The sequence below is a fragment of the Nocardia sp. CA-290969 genome, from assembly GCF_050936135.1.
GTDB lineage: Bacteria > Actinomycetota > Actinomycetes > Mycobacteriales > Mycobacteriaceae > Nocardia.
This window is the reverse complement of the sequence record NZ_JBNJNJ010000001.1, coordinates 6,369,062-6,386,041: the sequence shown is the minus strand read 5'-3', so window position 1 is coordinate 6,386,041 and position 16,980 is coordinate 6,369,062. Positions and strand designations below refer to the sequence as shown.

General features: G+C 67.5%; 15 protein-coding genes and 1 tRNA gene. 10 read left to right on the top strand and 6 right to left on the bottom strand.

Annotated features, from left to right (window positions below; translation table 11 throughout):
* Window positions 1-112 precede the first annotated feature (112 nt).
* Window positions 113-982, top strand: a complete 870-nt coding sequence (locus ACQEVO_RS29115; RefSeq protein WP_432919594.1) for an ion transporter — start codon at window positions 113-115, stop codon at window positions 980-982.
* On the opposite strand, the gene ACQEVO_RS29110 is transcribed toward ACQEVO_RS29115, so the two are convergent.
* Together ACQEVO_RS29110 and ACQEVO_RS29105 are read right to left on the bottom strand one after the other, a co-directional pair.
* On the bottom strand, window positions 967-1,425 hold the full coding sequence (locus tag ACQEVO_RS29110) for an SRPBCC family protein (protein ID WP_432919592.1): 459 nt from the start codon (window positions 1,423-1,425) through the stop codon (window positions 967-969). The two genes, ACQEVO_RS29115 and ACQEVO_RS29110, sit on opposite strands and share 16 nt — an antisense overlap.
* Before the next feature lie 168 nt (window positions 1,426-1,593).
* Window positions 1,594-1,779, bottom strand: coding sequence for a DUF1918 domain-containing protein (locus ACQEVO_RS29105; RefSeq protein ID WP_280399561.1), 186 nt, complete (start codon window positions 1,777-1,779; stop codon window positions 1,594-1,596).
* A gap of 179 nt (window positions 1,780-1,958) precedes the next feature.
* Between ACQEVO_RS29105 and ACQEVO_RS29100 the strand changes: the two genes are divergently transcribed.
* The 3 genes from ACQEVO_RS29100 (at window position 1,959) to ACQEVO_RS29090 (ending at window position 5,010) form a co-directional block, all read left to right on the top strand.
* Window positions 1,959-2,528 carry a dihydrofolate reductase family protein gene (locus ACQEVO_RS29100; RefSeq protein WP_432919590.1) on the top strand — a complete coding sequence of 190 codons (570 nt, stop codon included), beginning with the start codon at window positions 1,959-1,961 and terminating at the stop codon, window positions 2,526-2,528.
* Between the two features lie 178 nt (window positions 2,529-2,706).
* A complete protein-coding gene (locus ACQEVO_RS29095; protein WP_280399563.1) occupies window positions 2,707-3,972 on the top strand; it encodes an aspartate kinase in 1,266 nt (421 codons plus the stop codon).
* Window positions 3,973-3,975: 3 nt separating this feature from the next.
* Window positions 3,976-5,010 carry an aspartate-semialdehyde dehydrogenase gene (locus ACQEVO_RS29090; RefSeq protein WP_432919587.1) on the top strand — a complete coding sequence of 345 codons (1,035 nt, stop codon included), beginning with the start codon at window positions 3,976-3,978 and terminating at the stop codon, window positions 5,008-5,010.
* Window positions 5,011-5,055: 45 nt separating this feature from the next.
* On the opposite strand, the gene ACQEVO_RS29085 is transcribed toward ACQEVO_RS29090, so the two are convergent.
* Window positions 5,056-6,402 carry a serine hydrolase domain-containing protein gene (locus ACQEVO_RS29085; RefSeq protein WP_432919585.1) on the bottom strand — a complete coding sequence of 449 codons (1,347 nt, stop codon included), beginning with the start codon at window positions 6,400-6,402 and terminating at the stop codon, window positions 5,056-5,058.
* A gap of 1,726 nt (window positions 6,403-8,128) precedes the next feature.
* On the opposite strand from ACQEVO_RS29085, the gene ACQEVO_RS29080 reads away from it, so the two are divergent.
* Genes ACQEVO_RS29080 through ACQEVO_RS29065 form a run of 4 tightly spaced genes read left to right on the top strand, consistent with a single transcriptional unit; the run spans window position 8,129 to window position 13,035 of the window.
* Window positions 8,129-9,544, top strand: coding sequence for a sensor histidine kinase (locus ACQEVO_RS29080; protein ID WP_432923134.1), 1,416 nt, complete (start codon window positions 8,129-8,131; stop codon window positions 9,542-9,544).
* Between the two features lie 3 nt (window positions 9,545-9,547).
* Window positions 9,548-10,210, top strand: a complete 663-nt coding sequence (locus tag ACQEVO_RS29075; protein WP_432919584.1) for a response regulator transcription factor — start codon at window positions 9,548-9,550, stop codon at window positions 10,208-10,210.
* A complete protein-coding gene (locus ACQEVO_RS29070; RefSeq protein WP_432919582.1) occupies window positions 10,207-11,703 on the top strand; it encodes an SLC13 family permease in 1,497 nt (498 codons plus the stop codon). The genes ACQEVO_RS29075 and ACQEVO_RS29070 overlap by 4 nt, the downstream gene beginning before the upstream one ends.
* A gap of 33 nt (window positions 11,704-11,736) precedes the next feature.
* Window positions 11,737-13,035: a glycerate kinase gene (locus ACQEVO_RS29065; protein WP_432919580.1), complete on the top strand. Its 1,299-nt coding sequence runs from the start codon at window positions 11,737-11,739 to the stop codon at window positions 13,033-13,035.
* Between the two features lie 106 nt (window positions 13,036-13,141).
* On the opposite strand, the gene ACQEVO_RS29060 is transcribed toward ACQEVO_RS29065, so the two are convergent.
* Window positions 13,142-14,401, bottom strand: a complete 1,260-nt coding sequence (locus tag ACQEVO_RS29060; RefSeq protein WP_432919578.1) for an FAD-dependent monooxygenase — start codon at window positions 14,399-14,401, stop codon at window positions 13,142-13,144.
* 106 nt (window positions 14,402-14,507) lie between these two features.
* Here ACQEVO_RS29060 and ACQEVO_RS29055 point away from each other — a divergent pair, with 106 nt between their 5' ends.
* Window positions 14,508-15,116 carry a TetR/AcrR family transcriptional regulator gene (locus tag ACQEVO_RS29055; RefSeq protein ID WP_432919576.1) on the top strand — a complete coding sequence of 203 codons (609 nt, stop codon included), beginning with the start codon at window positions 14,508-14,510 and terminating at the stop codon, window positions 15,114-15,116.
* Window positions 15,117-15,147: 31 nt separating this feature from the next.
* Here ACQEVO_RS29055 and ACQEVO_RS29050 read toward each other — a convergent pair.
* Together ACQEVO_RS29050 and ACQEVO_RS29045 are read right to left on the bottom strand one after the other, a co-directional pair.
* Window positions 15,148-15,221, bottom strand: a tRNA-Pro gene (locus ACQEVO_RS29050).
* Between the two features lie 77 nt (window positions 15,222-15,298).
* Window positions 15,299-16,261 (bottom strand): metallophosphoesterase, encoded by a 963-nt coding sequence (locus ACQEVO_RS29045; RefSeq protein WP_432919574.1) that lies wholly within the window; start codon window positions 16,259-16,261, stop codon window positions 15,299-15,301.
* Between the two features lie 203 nt (window positions 16,262-16,464).
* On the opposite strand from ACQEVO_RS29045, the gene ACQEVO_RS29040 reads away from it, so the two are divergent.
* Complete coding sequence (locus ACQEVO_RS29040; RefSeq protein ID WP_432919572.1) at window positions 16,465-16,929, top strand: GatB/YqeY domain-containing protein; 465 nt, start codon at window positions 16,465-16,467, stop codon at window positions 16,927-16,929.
* Window positions 16,930-16,980 lie beyond the last annotated feature (51 nt).

Below are 16,980 nucleotides of genomic sequence, written 5' to 3'. Positions count from 1 at the left end.
GCTGTCTACCCGCGTCGTGGCAGCGGTCCGGTTCGGAGGACCGGCGTATTGCGCGGGCAGGCCGCGGGGCGAGCGGGTAATACTTGACTACGATCTTTCGGCGTCGAAGGGAATGCAGGTGTCAACACCGCCGTCCACGGAGCCCGGCACGATACCCGTGGCCGATACGGCCGAACCGGATGAATTCCCCCGGAAGCCGCCCGCTCTGTGGACCGATTTCGTGATGCTGGCGCTGGCGATCGTTTCCGTGGTGCTGGTGTGCTGGGTCTCCTTCTTCGAGGTGGACCCGGACGTCTACCACTACATCGTCATCGCCGACTACACGATCTGCGCTGTTTTCGCCGTCGAATTCCTGTGGCGCTGGCGCCGGGCCGGCTGGCCGTGGACCTATCCGTTGGTCTACTGGTACGAGATCCTCGGCATGATCCCGGTGACGAGCCCGATCTTCCGTGCTTTCCGGTTGCTGCGGATCATCGTGATCCTCGTGCGGCTGGCCCGGGTGGCCGACCGGGTCTTCGGCGATCGGGTCACCGCCGCGGTGATCAACCATTCCGTGGGGACGATCGTGGAGGTCATCAAACGGCCCATGACGATCGCGATCATGGAGGAGGTCACCGCGGTCCTGCGCACCGGCCACTACACCCGCAATATCGCCACGGCACTGGAGGAGAACCGCAGCGAGCTCGACGAGATGATCGTCGAGATGATCAAGAACGATCCGCAGACCGGCCGGGTCCGCTACATCCCGTTCCACGACGACATCATCCGGCTGGTCGCCGATACGGTGTTCCGCATCCTGTTCCAGGTGCTCGCGGATCCGCGCACCGATGAACTGGTCTCCGACATGATCCGGGAGAACGTGGACCAGATCCGCGAATCGGTGCGCTCCGGGGTGAAGGTGGCGCCGTCGGCCTACGGCCCGACACCGCACCATCTCACCGCCCGGCATCTCAACGGGCAGCGGGATCAGACCAGATCGTAGGTCTCGGTTTCGGGGAATTGTTCGGCGTAGGCGGCGAAATTCTCCACCAGCGTCTCGTAGGTCTTGCGCACCGAGCGTTTGAGCAGGAAACCCGGTAGCGGAACGGGCGTGTACTGCTCGACGTGCAACAACACCTCGCTACCGGTGGCACCGGCGGTGACCTCGAAGAACCCGCCGCCGCGGATACCGCGGCTGCTGTCGGCGACTTCCCACGACATCCGGTTGTCCGACCAGGTGAACTCCCACACCTGCATATCGGGGGAGTTCGAGATGTCGACCTGGATGAAAACGCGCCGCGGGCGACCCTCGTCGTCCCGGTTGGCCACTCGGGCGTCGATGAAATCGGGGGACCATTCGGCGAACATTTCGACCGCCATCATTGCGTCCATGACCTGCGACGGATCGGCTTGGACAGCGAAACTGATATCGGTCTTCGTACGCATCTGATCCCTCGCACCCCCGGTTATTACGAATCGGCCACGATTGTCGCCTGTGCGTCGCGTGATCGTCAACACGCTGTTCAACGCGCTCGAGGTGTCCGACACGTAGGTATGCGGCCCGCGAATAACTGCGGGCGTTTGCTGGGGTGCGGGCTACCGGGTGCGCCAGGTTCAGTGGGGATGTTCGACTGTCGCGTCCGGGCCGGGGAATACCAGGGATTCGTGGCCGTCGTCGAAACGCACGATGTACGGCGGCGATCCCTCCGGACCGCGTACTTCGACGATCTCCCCTTCATGATCACTTTCCCCGACGGTGTGCCCGTGCACATGCAAGCGGTCTCCGACGTTCGCCATCATGATTCCCATTATTCGGCCCGGGTGGTGTTAATCACAACCCTCATCCGTCGGCTATGTATCGATTCCCGGGGTGCCCGCCGAGCGCGTGCTACGTCACTGCCCATGGCTTGACACCACTCCAACCGTAGTACTACGGTGAAACCACTTCAACTAAAGTGCTACGAATAAGGTGGTACCGCATGCGAAAGCTGGTCTACTACGTGGGCGTATCCATCGACGGCTATATCGCCGGTCCGGGCGGGGAGTACGACTTCTACCCGGTGCCCGACGATATGGCCACGTGGAACCCCTACCCGGAATCCATCCCCGCGCACATCCGGGAGCGGGTCGGCATCCCCGTCGACCTGCCGAACAAGTCATGGGACACCGTGCTCATGGGTCGGCGGACCTACGAACCGGGTCTGGCCGAGGGCGCGCGCAATCCCTTCGGTCATATGAAGCAGTACGTCTTTTCGCGCACCCTCGAGCCGAGCGAGTATCCGGAAGTCGAGATCGTCGCCACCGATCCGGTGGAACTGGTGCGCGGACTCAAACAGCAGGACGGCCTCGATATCTGGCTCTGCGGTGGCGCCGAGCTCGCGGGAGCGCTGATCGACGAGATCGACGAGCTGGTCGTCAAGAGCTATCCGGTATTGGCGGGGAGCGGCATCCCGCTGGTCTCCGGGAAGTTCCGGCCGACCCTCTTCACGCCCCGGCGGCGGCAGGAGTTCAGCAACGGGACCCTGGTCACCTGGTTCGACCGGACCTGACGCGGGCGACGTCACCAGGGCGGGCGCCCGCGCGTGCGGCGGGTGTCCGGGCCGGTAAACGTGACGTCACACGGCTGTGTGTTATTCCACAGCCGGGGCGGATACTCCCGGGACAACCAGTACGGGCTCGGTACGCTTATGCACTGATCGCCTGTTCGCCGACATTGGAGGACCCCTCGTGGCACTCGTTGTCCAGAAGTACGGAGGATCCTCGGTCGCCTCGGCCGACCGGATCCGGCGCGTCGCCGAACGGATCGTCGAGACGAAGAAGCAGGGCCACGATGTGGTCGTGGTCTGCTCGGCCATGGGCGACACCACCGACGAACTGCTCGACCTGGCCGAACAGGTCGCTCCCGCGCCGCCCGCCCGGGAGATGGATATGTTGCTCACCTCCGGTGAACGCATCTCCAACGCACTGGTGGCCATGGCCATTCACACTCTCGGCGCCGAGGCGCGGTCGTTCACCGGCTCCCAGGCCGGCGTGATCACCACATCGGTGCACGGTAAGGCCAAGATCATCGACGTGACTCCCAGCCGCGTCCGGGAAGCTCTCGACGAAGGCACCATCGTGCTGGTCGCGGGTTTCCAGGGCGTGAGCCAGGACAGCAAGGACGTCACGACGCTGGGACGCGGTGGATCCGATACCACCGCCGTCGCGCTGGCGGCCGCGCTCGAGGCGGACGTCTGCGAGATCTACACCGACGTGGACGGAGTGTTCACCGCCGATCCGCGCATCGTCAGCGATGCGCAGAAGCTCGAGCAGGTCTCCTACGAGGAGATGCTGGAGATGGCGGCCTGCGGGTCCAAAGTGCTGATGCTGCGCTGTGTCGAATACGCGCGCCGCTACAACGTGCCCGTGCATGTGCGCTCGTCCTATACCGACAAGCAGGGCACCTACGTTTACGGATCGATGGAGGACATTCCCTTGGAGCAAGCAATCCTCACGGGCGTCGCGCACGACCGCAGCGAGGCCAAGGTGACCGTGGTCGGCCTGCCGGATGTGCCCGGATACGCCGCCAAGGTGTTCCGTGCCGTCGCCGAGGCCGAGATCAACATCGATATGGTTCTGCAGAACATCTCCAAGGTGGAGACCGGGAAAACCGATATCACCTTCACCCTGCCCCGATCCGACGGCCAGCGGGCGGTCGAGATGCTGTCCGGGCACCAGGAGGAGATCGGTTTCTCGCAGGTCCTCTACGACGACCACATCGGCAAGGTGTCGCTGGTCGGCGCCGGTATGAAGAGTCATCCCGGGGTCACCGCCACCTTCTGTGAGGCGCTGGCCGAGGCCGGTATCAATATCGACCTCATCTCGACCTCCGAGATCCGCATCTCGGTACTGGTCAAGGACACCGAACTCGACGACGCGGTGAAAGTACTGCACCGCGCGTTCGATCTCGGCGGCGACGAGGTCGCCGTCGTGCACGCCGGAACGGGGCGATAACTCATGGGTGTACGTGTAGGTGTGGTCGGCGCGACCGGGCAGGTCGGCGCCGTCATGCGCAAACTGCTCGCGGAACGTGATTTCCCGGCCGACGAGGTGCGCTTCTTCGCTTCGGCCCGGTCCGCGGGCAAGAAACTGCCGTGGCGCGGCGGCGAGATCGTCGTGGAGGACACCGAAACCGCCGATCCCGCCGGCCTGGATATCGCGCTGTTCTCCGCCGGCGCGACCATGTCGAGGGTGCAGGCGCCGCGGTTCGCCGCGGCCGGTGTCACGGTGATCGACAACTCGTCGGCGTGGCGTAAGGATCCGGATGTTCCGCTGGTGGTCAGCGAGGTCAACCCGGAGCAGACCCGCAACCTCACCAAGGGCATCATCGCCAACCCGAACTGCACCACGATGGCCGCCATGCCGGTTCTCAAACCGTTGCACGATGCGGCCGGCCTGCAGCGGCTGATCGTGTCCAGCTATCAGGCGGTCTCGGGCAGCGGTCTGGCCGGTGTCGAAGAACTGGCCTCGCAGACCCGCGCGGTGATCGACGACGCCGAGAAACTCACCCACGACGGCGGCGCTGTGGATTTCCCGGCGCCGAACAAGTACGTGGCCCCCATCGCCTTCAACGTGCTCGCGCTCGCGGGTTCGCTGGTGGACGACGGTTCCGGGGAGACGGACGAGGATCAGAAACTGCGCAACGAGAGCCGCAAAATCCTGGGGCTGCCGGAGCTGCTGGTGAGCGGTACCTGCGTGCGCGTGCCGGTGTTCACCGGTCACTCGCTGTCGGTGAACGCCGAATTCGCCGACCCGATGTCGGTGCAGCGGGCGCAGGAGATCCTGGCCAAGGCGCCCGGCGTGCAGCTCGTCGATGTGCCGACGCCGCTGGCCGCCGCGGGTAAGGACGAATCCCTGGTCGGCCGGATCCGCCAGGATCCCGGTGTACCGGACGGCCGCGGTCTGGCGCTGTTCATCTCCGGCGACAACCTGCGTAAGGGTGCCGCGCTCAACACCATCCAGATCGCCGAAGTCCTGCTCGCCGATCGCTGACGAGGAGCCCGTCTCCCCGGCCGCCGTGCCGGGGAGACAGGGGGCTCAGTGGATTCCCGGTGTCCGAGGATCGGTGCCGAGGCAGGCCAGCAGTACGCAACCCGGCGGTGCGTCGCTGAACGGCGCCGCGAGCGGCTCGTTCAGGCAGGCGAAAACATCGCAGCCCGGATAGGCCGAATTCCCGATCCCGAAGACCGCCAGCAGGATATCGGTGTCGATATAGGCATCCGGGTCCGCTTGCACCGGCGGTTCCACGTAGGGTCCAGGATCGGCGACCGGTGGTTCGTCGAACGCGGCCATCAGCCGCCGGAAGAACTCGTGTGGCAATTCCTCGAAGTTCTGCAGGATCCCGGCCGGGCCGTACTTGCTGACGTTGCCGAATACGCCGGTCCACACCACGACCAGGTCGAGGCTCGGCACAATGAACACATTCTGCAGCCCCATCCCGGACATCGCGTAGGTGTCCGGCGGCAGGAACCCCGGGTTCTCCGCACAACTCGACCCGAGCCAGAACAGGTACCCGTAGCAGGGGTTGGCCGGTGAGGGCGCGGTCGCGCGGGCCAGATACTGCTCGGAGACGATCCGGAGCCCGTTCCAGTCACCCTGATTGGCGACGAGCAGGCCGAGTTTGGCCAGATCGTCCGGCGGGATCAGCAGATGCGCGTAGCCGTAGGTGTGTCCGGTCCGGTCGCGCGCCCAATACCAGTCACCGCGTTCTATCCCCAGCGGCGCGAACAATTCTCGCTGCGCGAATTCCTGCAGTGGTTCGCCGACGGCGAGTTCCACCACGTAGGAGAGCAGGTCCACGGTGCGCTGGCTGTAGGTGAACACGGTGCCGGGCTCATGATCCAGCGGTACACCCAGCGCTTGGACCGCGCTGTTGGGATCGATGGGGACAGCGCCGGTGATGCCCTCGGTGACGACGCCGGTGCGCATCCCGGAAGTTTCGGTGAGCAGGTTCTCCACCGTGATCGCGCGCCGCTGCGCGTCGCCCAGGCCCGGCGGCAGGTATCGATCGATCGGTGCCCGGATATCCAGCAGGCCACGGTCGGCGGCGATCCCGGCGACCAGTGAGACCACACTCTTGGTCACGCTCCACACGTTCCACGGGATACGCCCGGTCCGGTCATTTTCCGGCCCCTCGCCGACCAGGCAGTTGTGCCGGAAAACCTGCACATTGAGCCGATTTCGGCCACCGGCGAAGGCCAGCGCATCGGCCAGCCGCTGCGAGTCCAGGCCCACCTCTTCCGGTTGGGCCCGCTGCGGGTCCCGGCCGGAGCTCACCGCGCATTCGGTTTCGGCCGGCGCGGCGTGCGCGTGGGCCGCGAAAACCTGTCCCGCCACCAGAGTTACCGCCGCGACTCCCGCCAGGAGCCCACCGAAACGCGCCATGCGGGACACATTAATGCCGGCCGGTCCACCGGGCCGGTATCACCGGGCGTGGCACGCGCCGCGGATAGCCGACGCCCCTGACCGATCCGGATCGATCAGGGGCGTCATGCCGATCGGCACTCGTACCGTGCCGTCACGAGGTCGGTATGGGCGCGGCTACAGCAGGCCGAACCAATAGACCACACAGGCCAGTGCCCACAGGGCCAACGTATCCATCGACACTCCCACTCTTGTCGTAGCGGATGTTCTCCATGATGCCCGAGATATCCGGATGGCGGCACACCCGCCCGGACCGTTCTCCGACCTTGATTGCACTGTGACGCATCGTGTTCGCAGCGTTATAAGTTCACGTTAAGGGCGCGCCAAGTGCCGGGTCGCATTGTTGAGTCATGCCGGAGAGCACACCGGCACTCACACCGCGAACAGGAACCCGTAGATGAGCACCGAGCCGGCCACCGCCCTGCACAACGATCCCGAACGCCTACCCGGCGGTCCAAGGGGCGCAATGGCCTGCGCCGGACGGGGAGAACCCGGTCGCGGGCATCGAACTGTATGCGACCGGCTACCCGATCGAGGACGGTCGCATCGAGCTCGGCGTTTCGACTCCTGCCAGTAGTCGGGGACGCCGTCCAAAGGAGGGGGCGGGATGCGGACCGGTGCCTGGGGAGGACCCGGGACGCATCCCGGAAAGTACGGATCCGGGGGAATGGTGGGGGATCCGTGGGGGTGTGGTGGTTTCCGTGACCGGGGAGGGGATCGGCGAACCACCGTGGGGGAATGGGGCCGGTCGGCGCAGTGGGGAGCTGCGCGACCGGGTGGGTCGGTCTGTCTCGCGGGGTGACAGACCGGCCCATGGGCAGGGCGTCGTCGATCGGACCGGTCTCGCGGGGTGACCGGTCCGGCCGGCAGCCGTCGCACCGTTCGGCTCTTCCGGATGCTCAGTGGCGGACCGATCGAACAATGTCCGCGGTCCGCCACCGCGAAAGGTAACCGTTCGAGAATCGGGTACGGCAGCGTCCACGAAACTGCGGCCGGCCGGACGAAAACTGTCGAATCGTCCGGCCGGTCGTTTGCGCTCGGTGATGAAGAAATCCTCATCCGGCCCTCACCGTGGGATCATCGGGGTCCGGCATAGTGACTGTTATGTCCGGTTCTCGTTCTTTTGCCGCAGCCCTAGTCCTCGCGGGTGCCGCCGCCGTGGTGCTGGTGAGCTTTGTCCTGACTCGATCACCGGAGCCGGAGCTCGATCCGTCGTCGGTTTCGGTGAGTGTGGAGCCGGACGTGCCGGAGTCACCGGGCGCGGTTGCTGAGCCGGGACGGCAGGCGCCGGGGGATTCCGTACCGCAACAGGGACCGGGCTCGGCCGGTGCGCCGCCGGCTGCGGGCGGCCCGGTCCCCGCACCGGCACCCGCATCTCCAGCACCGGGTCCGGTGACGCCCGCGCACCCGGTGCCTGCCCCGGGTCCTGCGGCTCCGGCGCCTGCACCGCACCAGAGCGATGACGATGCCGACGACGGATTCGACGACGACGCGGATGATCAGCCGGGTATGGACGGGCCGTCCGACAACGATGATTGATCTCGGCCCCTCGCGTCCTGCCGGCACGACGGAGCCGACCCTGCACCACCCCGCGGACACTGCCGGCCACCCGGCTGCGGGTGGTCGGCGGATACTTCGGCGGCGGGGTTCCCGGTTGCCGGCACGCTGGAAGATCACCGCCTGGATCATGCTCACGACGTTCCTGCTGCTGGTCGTGGTGCTGGTGACCGCCCGCAATCTGCTGCTGCGCGATGTGAGTACCCGGGCGAACGCCGATATCGCCCAGGAGGCCGACGAATTCCGCACCTTCGCCGACGAAGGGGTCGATCCGGCCACCACCGAACCGTTCACCTCGGTGCAGCGCCTGCTCGAGACCTATCTGTTGCGCCAGTCGCCGATCGACGGCGAGGTGATGGTGGGAGTCGTGGACCATCGGCAGCTCGGCGGTATCCGGGGTAACCTGCCCGCGGTCGTGGCCGGCGACCCGAGTCTGTTCACCGCCACCACAACGGCGGACCGGACATCCGGGGTGGTCGATTCACCGGCCGGTGAGATGCGGTGGGGCCGGGTGGACGTCGAGTCCGCCGCCGACCGGGGATCATTCGTGGTAGCGGCGTTCACGGAGGTCGGACGCGCGGGGGTCGATCGGATGATGCGTACGATCGCCGCGGTCTCGCTGGCCGGGCTGGCCCTGACCGCCGGAGTCGCGTACCTGGTGGCGGGGCGCATCCTGCTGCCGGTGCGCACCGTACGGGCCGTGGCCGCCGAGATCGGGGAAACGGATCTCACCGCACGCGTTCCGGTAGAGGGGCGCGACGATATCGCGGCGCTGGCGGAAACCTTCAACGATATGCTCGACCGTCTCGAACACGCCTATACGACCCAGCGGCAGTTCGTCGACGACGCGGGCCATGAGCTGCGCACGCCGATCACGGTGGTACGGGGGCATCTCGAACTGCTCTCCCAGGACCCGGAGGAGCAGCGTCGCACGCTGGCGCTGGTCGATTCGGAACTGAACCGGATGGGGCGGCTCGTTTCCGATCTGCTGATGCTGGCGAAGGCCGAACAACCCGACTTCGTGGTCCGGCGTCCGGTCGATATCGCACAGACCATGCTGGATATCGAATCCAAGGTGCAACCGCTCGGTGAGCGGCGCTGGCATCTGATGGAGGTGGCCGAGGGGACCGCGTGGATCGACGCGCAGCGGGTCACCCAGGCGATGCTGCAGCTCGCGGCCAACGCTGTCGCGCATTCGGCGGACGGGACCACCGTGCAACTCGGCTGCCGGCTCAGCGGTACCGAACCGGACCGGACGCTGTCGCTGTGGATCTCCGACCAGGGGCCGGGAGTGTCGCCGCACGACGCGCCGGTGATCTTCGAACGGTTCCGGCGGGGTGAGCCGGCCGACAGTTCCGGGACGGATCCGCGGTCCGGCGCGGGCCTCGGGCTGGCAATCGTCCGAGCGATTGCCGACGCGCACCACGGGTCGGCCTGGGTGCGCAGCGTGCCCGGTGACGGCGCCACCTTCGGTCTCGATCTGCCGGCCGATCCGGCGTATCCCGCACGCCGCGACCACGCCGATCCGAACGAACGCAAAGGGTAGGAGATGAGCCGGATACTGATCGCCGAGGACGATGTGCACATCGTGTCGTTCGTCGGCAAGGGCCTGCGGGCCGCCGGGTACACCACCGAACACGCCGCCGATGGCGAAACCGCGTTGTTGATGGCCCGATCCGGCGCCTTCGACATGGTGATCCTCGATATCGGACTGCCCTCGATGGACGGTTTCACCGTGCTGCGCCGGCTGCGCGGAGAAGGCGTGCGGACACCGGTGGTGGTGCTCACTGCCCGCGACAGCGTCGACGATACGGTCGCCGGGCTGGAGGGCGGCGCCAACGACTACATGACCAAGCCGTTCCAATTCGCCGAACTCCTGGCACGCGTGCGGCTGCGCCTCCAGGACGAAACGACCGCGGGTGCGCCGTCGGCTGCGCTGTCGCACAACGGCCTCAGCCTCGACCTGCGCGCGCGTCGAGTGCATGTCGACGGACGGACCGCGGATCTCACCGCCCGGGAATTCGGCCTGCTCGAGGTGTTTCTGCGGCATCCCGACCAGGTCCTGAGCCGGGAGCAGATCCTCGGACAGGTGTGGGGCTACGATTTCGATCCCGCCTCCAACGTGGTCGATGTCTATGTGCGGGCGCTACGGGGCAAGATCGGCGCCCAGCGTTTGCAGACCGTGCGCGGGATGGGATACCGGCTCTCGTGACGGCTACCGAGTTCCGGACCGTACCGCGCCGGCGGCCGGCGGCCGCGGTGCCGCCCGCACGCGAACTCGCCTGGGCGCCCCTGCTGGCCGCAATCGCGGGAGTTCTTGTCTGCCTGGGTTTTCTCGCCGCCGCAGCAGCCGGTGACCTCGGCCGCGAAGCTCTGATAACGCTGGTAGTTTTCGTGGTCGCGATCTGGATGTGGATTTTCGCACCGGTGCCCGATACCTATGTCGCGCTCGGCGCGGCGGTGGCACTGGTCGTCACCGGGCCGATCGATACCGAGACATTCACCGGGACCCTCGGTGATTCGGTGATCTGGCTGTTGGTGGGATCCTTCGTGATTGCCGCGGCGGTCACCGCGACCGGATTGTCCGCGCGTATCGCCGCCCGGGTACTGGCTCTGGCCCGGACCCCGCGGCAGCTGATGCATTTGCTCACCGTTGTCCTGCTGGCCACCACCTTCGCGATACCGGCGACGTCGGGTCGTGCCGCCCTGGCGCTACCGGTATTCCTGGCCCTCGCCGCGGTGCTGCGGCACCGGCCTCAGCTCGTGTTGGCTCTCGCGGTCGGCATCCCTTCGGTGATCCTGTTCTCCGCGGTGGGCTCGCTGGTCGGCGCGGGCGCGCACCTCATCACCAGCGAGATCGTCGCGACGGCCACCGGCGAGGGTTACCACTTCGCGCAATGGCTGATCCTCGGTCTCCCGCTCGCGGTGGTGTGGTCGCATCTGGCCGCGGAGATCGCGCTGGTGCTGTTCGCCGACCGCACCGAGCGCCGTACGCCGCTCACCGTGCCCGTGGCGGCCTTTGCCGACGCGGCCGGGTCGGATGTGCGGGGGCCGCTGTCCGCATCTCAGCGCCGGGTACTCGGCGTGCTCGCGGCCGTGGTGGTGCTGTGGTGCACCGAAGCGTGGCACGGTATCGACCCGGCCGTTGTCGCCGTGCTCGGCGCCCTGCTCGCGACTGCGCCGAAGCTGGGCGCGACCACACTGCCCGCCGCCGCGAAAACCATCCCCTGGACTCTGCTGCTTTTCATGGCCGCCACGCTCTGCCTGGGCATCGCACTCACGACCAGTGGCGCGTCCGCGTGGCTCGCCGGCCTCGTCTTCGACCCGGTGCGTTCGCTGGGGGACACGGCCGGTGCGGCGTTCCTGGTGCTGACCGTGGTCGTCTCCCTGGCGGCGCACCTGATGATCCAGTCGCGGTCGGCGCGTTCGGCTGTGCTCGTGCCGATCATCGTCGCGACCGCCCCGGCGGTCGGCATGGACGCTGCCGCGGCGGCCTTCCTGTCGACGGCGGCGGCCGGTTTCTGTCACACCATGACCAGTTCGGCGAAACCGATGGCCGTTTTCGCCGCGTCCGACACCGTGCCGGGATTCCGGCCCGAACATCTGCTGCGCTATTCCGCCGTCCTCGCCCCGCTCTCGGTGGCACTACTGCTCGCGTTCGCGGTCTGGGTGTGGCCGCAACTGGGACTGAGTCCCATCCGCTGACCCGAGTGGTCGGCTCTCTCGAAAGGCACCACCATGGCACTACCCGTCCCGCAGCGCATTCTCGTCGCACCCAGCGGGTTCAAGGAAAGTCTCGGAGCTGAACCCGTTGCGCACGCCATCGCCGCCGGCGTGCGCCGAGTGCTGCCCGGCGTCCACGTCGACCTCGCCCCGATCGCCGACGGTGGTGAGGGCACCGCCGCTATGCTCGCCGCCGCGACCGGCGGCACATTGCACGATTGCGAGGTAACCGGACCGGTGCATATTCCGCTGCGAGCGCAATGGGCCCGGCTCGGGTTCCCGGCCGGGCGAACGGCCGTGGTCGAGGTCGCCGCCGCGGCCGGTCTGCGGCAGGTGCCGCGCGACCGCCGGGATCCCGGCGCCACCACCACGTTCGGGGTCGGGCAGCTCATCGCCGCGGCGCTGGACTCGGGTGCGGAGCGAATCGTGGTGGGTTGCGGCGATTCCGGGACCTGTGACGGTGGCGCCGGTGCGCTACAAGCCCTGGGCGCCCGCATCCTCGACGGGACGGGACGCGAAATCGGCTACGGGGGTACCGAACTCGCGCGTGCGGTGCGCCTCGATCTGTCCGGTCTACATCCCCGGCTGGCCCGATCCGAAATCGTGGTGGCGGGCAATCCACACAACCTGCTCTGCGGACCGCGCGGGGTCGCGCGGGTGTTCGGGCCACAGAAAGGAGCCACACCCGCACAGGTAGCAGCACTATCGCTCGCCCTGGACAACTGGGCGGCGATACTCGAACGCGACGGCCGGGCAGCCGGTGACCTGCGCACCGGAGCGGTCACCGGCGCATCCGGTGGGCTCGGCGCCGGATTGGCGGGCGGGGTGGGCGCGACTCTGCGTTCCCGGTTCGACGCACTGCTGGATTCCGGTCTCACCGGGGCCGACCTGGACCGCCGGATCGCCCGGGCGGATCTGGTGATCACCGCGGAAGGCGCGATCGACCTGCAGACACCGCACGGCAAGGTGCCCGCTGAAATCGCCCGCCGAGCCCGCGTCCGAGGAGTGCCGGTGATCGCGCTGGCCGGTTCCCTGGGGGAGGGGGCACCGCGGGTGCACGATGTCGGTATCGGCGCCATCGCCTCGATCATCCCCGTGCCGATGGCCCTGGCCGATGCGGTGGCCGATGCCGAACGGCTGCTCACCGACGCCGCCGAACGCACGATGCGGATGCTGCTGGTCGGCGGAGCCGTCTCCGTGCGGATGGGTCGCGGGACAGGGCGTGTGCTCCGTCCCGCCACCTTCGGTGTTCGGCGCGCCATCGGACCGCGTCTCCCGGCCGCCCGCGGACGGGCCCGTGGACAACAGCGGTGAAGCCCACGCCCGGCGCGGTCGGATGCGCGCGCCGTTACGGGTCGATACAGCGTTGTCTGCGAGGGCACCAGCCGAACGGCTGCACACAAGAATGCGGCGGCCGGGATCACTGTGGTGCGGGTTGCGCCGCCGGGTACTCGGGAAGGCTGTAGTTGTCGGTCTCCGACAGCATGCGGGTCATCAGTGGCTGCATTACCCGCGATGTCATGAGGCGGACGGAGGCGTGGGCGGCTCGGATCCCGATCCTTGTGCGCGGGGCCATGCCCTTCACGCCGCCCGGCGGCAGCTGCTGCGCGGTGTCGACGAACGGCCGCAGCGTTTCGGTGTAGCGGACGAGGGCGGCGGACGGGTCGTGCGGAGTGCGGGCGATCTCGCCGGCCAGCACATAGGCACCCACGAGTGCCATGGCAGTACCCTGGCCGCTCAGGGGTGACCCGCAGTAGCCGGCATCGCCGACGAGCGCGACCCGTCCGGTGGTCCAGCCCGGCATGGTGATCCGCGCGAGTTCGTCGAAATAGAAGTCCTCGGCGCGGCCCATCGCGTCGAGAATGGTGCCGGTCATCCAGCCGCCGCCGGTCAGGCTTTTCCGGATGAGCTCCTGCTGGGCGGCTCTATCGCGCCGGAGTGCGGGATCGAGAGCGGTCCGGACGGTGATCAGCGCCTTCGAGGTGGCCGGATCGGCATCGGGGCGCAGCCCGGCGACGATTCCGCCGGGCATCGAATACATGGTCATCCAGTGCGGTTCGATGCCGGCGGGGGTCGGCATGGTGAAGTACGACATGTAGGCGCCGAGATAGGTGCTGAACTGCTCTTCGGGTCCGAACGCCAGCCGGCGGGTCACCGAGTGCAGGCCGTCGGCGCCGATCACCAGGTCGAATTCGCCGGTAGCGCCCGAAGCGAAGTCCACCTGTACGCAATGGTCGAGTTCGCGCAGGTCGCGAATCCATTCTCCGTAGCGGTAGTCGACACCCGGGTTGTCCCGGTCGTCGGCCGCGGCGGCAACCGCGTCCAGGAGAACTTGATTCAGATCGCCCCGGGTGATCTCGATTTCGGCGACCGCGCCGTTGCCGCCGAAGAGGTCCGCCGGCATCCGGACCACTTCGCGTCCGGCGGTGTCGACGTGCACCATGCCGCGCTCGTCGAGCTGGTGCCGGCGGATTCCGGGCATGAGGCCCATTCGCTCGGCGACAGTCCGGCTGGGTCCACGGAGGTCGACGGCTTGTCCGCCGGGCCGGGGAGCGGGGGCACGCTCGATCACGGTCGGCCGGATCCCGGCGCGGGACAGTTGGAGGGCCACGGCGTTGCCGGCGATACCGCCGCCGGAGATCAGCACTCGGGGGGTGGCGGTGGTGGGGTGTGTGGTCATCGGTTCCTCGCTCAGGCCTTGTTCGAATGTCTTAGACAAATGTCTAACACATGCGTTGAACGTATGTCTAGAACAAATGTCTAAGACGTCGGGTTAAGGTGGTGGCATGGGAAACAAGGAGGACCTGCTCGCCGCCGCGCGGACCTGCATCTACGAGCGCGGATTCGCCGCGACCACGGCCAGGGATATCGCCACGAAGGCCGGCGTGAGCCTTGCCGCCATCGGCTACCACTTCGGGTCCAAAGACCGCCTGCTCACCGAAGCCTTCACCGACGAGACCGGCCGGGAGATCGGCGACGACCTGGAAAACCGGATCCGCGCCACCGCGGGACTGTCGCCGGGGGCGGCCTTTCCGGAGGTGTGGGACGGCATCGCCGAACTGTTCACGCGCAACCGGGAGGCCCTGGTAGCGAGTGTGGAGAACTTGGTGCGGGTGCACCGGACGCCCAGTGAGCAGGCGCGCATGGGTGAGCTGAGCGAATTCGGGGTCGCCGAAATCGCCACCACGCTGGCCGAAACGCACCCGGAACTGGACCCGCCGCAGGCCCGGGCGCTGGCCGGGCTCTACATGATCCTGCTCAACGGGCTGGTGATGCAGTGGATGAGCCACCCGGACGGCGCCCTGCCCACCGCCGCGGAGTTCGGTGCCGCGATTTCCGCGCTGAGCGGTAGGAGCGCCGGGGGAAACGAGAAAACCCCTGACCAGGCGAACTGATCAGGGGTCTATCGTGTCTCGACCACACGAGTCGGGGTGGCGGGATTTGAACCCACGACCTCTTCGTCCCGAACGAAGCGCGCTACCAAGCTGCGCCACACCCCGTGAAGCGGACCTGACGTAGCTTACATCAGGTCCGGTCCGGAAAAGAAACCGGCAGCTCGAGCCCGGTTTTTCGGGTCCTACCGGGCAACGGCCCGCGAAGTCGAAACACCGTGGCCGGAATCGGCGGCAGGTTTCTTCGGCGGCACCGCCACCAGGGTGAGCAGAGTCGCCTCGGGACGGCAGCAGAAGCGGTAGGGCGCCCACGGTGAGGTGCCGATACCGGCGGAGACGTGCAGCCGGGTGTGGGCGCCCCATTTGGACGGGCCCTTCACGCGGGAGCGGTCGATCTCGCAGTTGGTGACCAGGGCGCCGTATCCGGGCAGGCACAGCTGGCCGCCGTGCGTATGACCGGCGAGGACGAGGTCGTAGCCGTCCTCGGCGAAGCGGTCCAAGACCCGCGGCTCGGGCGAATGGGTGAGACCCAGGCGCAGATCGGCCAGCGGGTTGGGGGCTCCGGCGATGGTGTCGTAGCGGTCGCGCTGCAGATGCGGGTCGTCGACGCCGGCGCTGGCGATCCGGATACCGCCCACCTCGATATCGCGGCGGGTGTGCGTGAGATCCAGCCAGCCGCGTTCGGTGAACGCCGCGCGCAGATCCTTCCACGGCAGCGGGGCGCCGTGCACTCGCTTGTGGTTCTTGTCGAAGTACTTCAGTGGGTTCTTCGGCACCGGAGCGAAGTAGTCGTTGCTGCCGAACACGAAGAGACCCGGCCGCGACAACAGCGGACCCAGCGACTGCACCACCGCGGGCACGGCCTTCTGATGCGACAGGTTGTCACCGGTGTTGATCACCAGGTCCGGTTCGAGCCGGTCGAGTTCCCGCAGCCACTGCTGTTTGAGCTTCTGCCCGGGGGTCATATGCAGATCGCTGATGTGCAGTACCCGCAGCGGAGCGGAACCCGGCCGCAGGACCGGCATGGTCGTTTCGCGCAGGACGAAGGCATTGCGTTCGATCAGTGAGGCGTAGCCGACTCCGGCAGCCGCGGCTCCGGCTGCGCCGAACGCGGTCCGGCGCAGGGCCGACGTCGAGATCACGGGCATTTGCCCAGCATAGGTGACCAGCACGGCCCGCGCGCAGCGTGTTCGGCCACAGTTACGGTGCTGTGGCGGACTGATTAACTGCTCACCGGCGCTGTCACCGGGCTCGTGGCCTTGGAAAACGATGCGATGCCCCCGGGGGACACGCCCGGTGTGGAGCGATAATCCGATGGGCGTGGCGCGGTGCAGCGGCTACCGTTGCGCCCATGCCGGAACTGAAATCGAAGCTGCGCGCCGATATGACCGCCGCGATGAAGGCGAAGGATTCGCTGCGGTTGAACACGCTGCGGATGCTGCTGGCCGCCGTCCAGACGGCCGAGGTGGCCGGTAAGGAAGCGCGGGAGCTCTCCGATGCCGAGGTCGTCGCCGTGCTCACCAAGGAGTCGAAGAAGCGCAACGAAGCCGCGGAGGTCTACACCCAGGCCGGTCGCGGCGAGCTGGCGGCCAACGAGCATGCCGAGGCGCGGATCATCGACGAATACCTGCCCACTCAGTTGACCGACGCGGAAGTCGCCGATCTCGCCGATACCGCGATCGCCCAGGTCGCCGAGGAATTGGGCGAGCGGCCCGGTAAACGGCAGATGGGGCAGGTCATGAAGGTCGCGACCGGGCTGGCCGCCGGGAAGGCGGACGGGTCGAGGATCTCGGCGGCGGTGAAGGCGCGCCTCTGAGCGCGGAGCCCACCGCTCACAGGACTGTGCCCCGGGGCGCGCTGGTCGCGC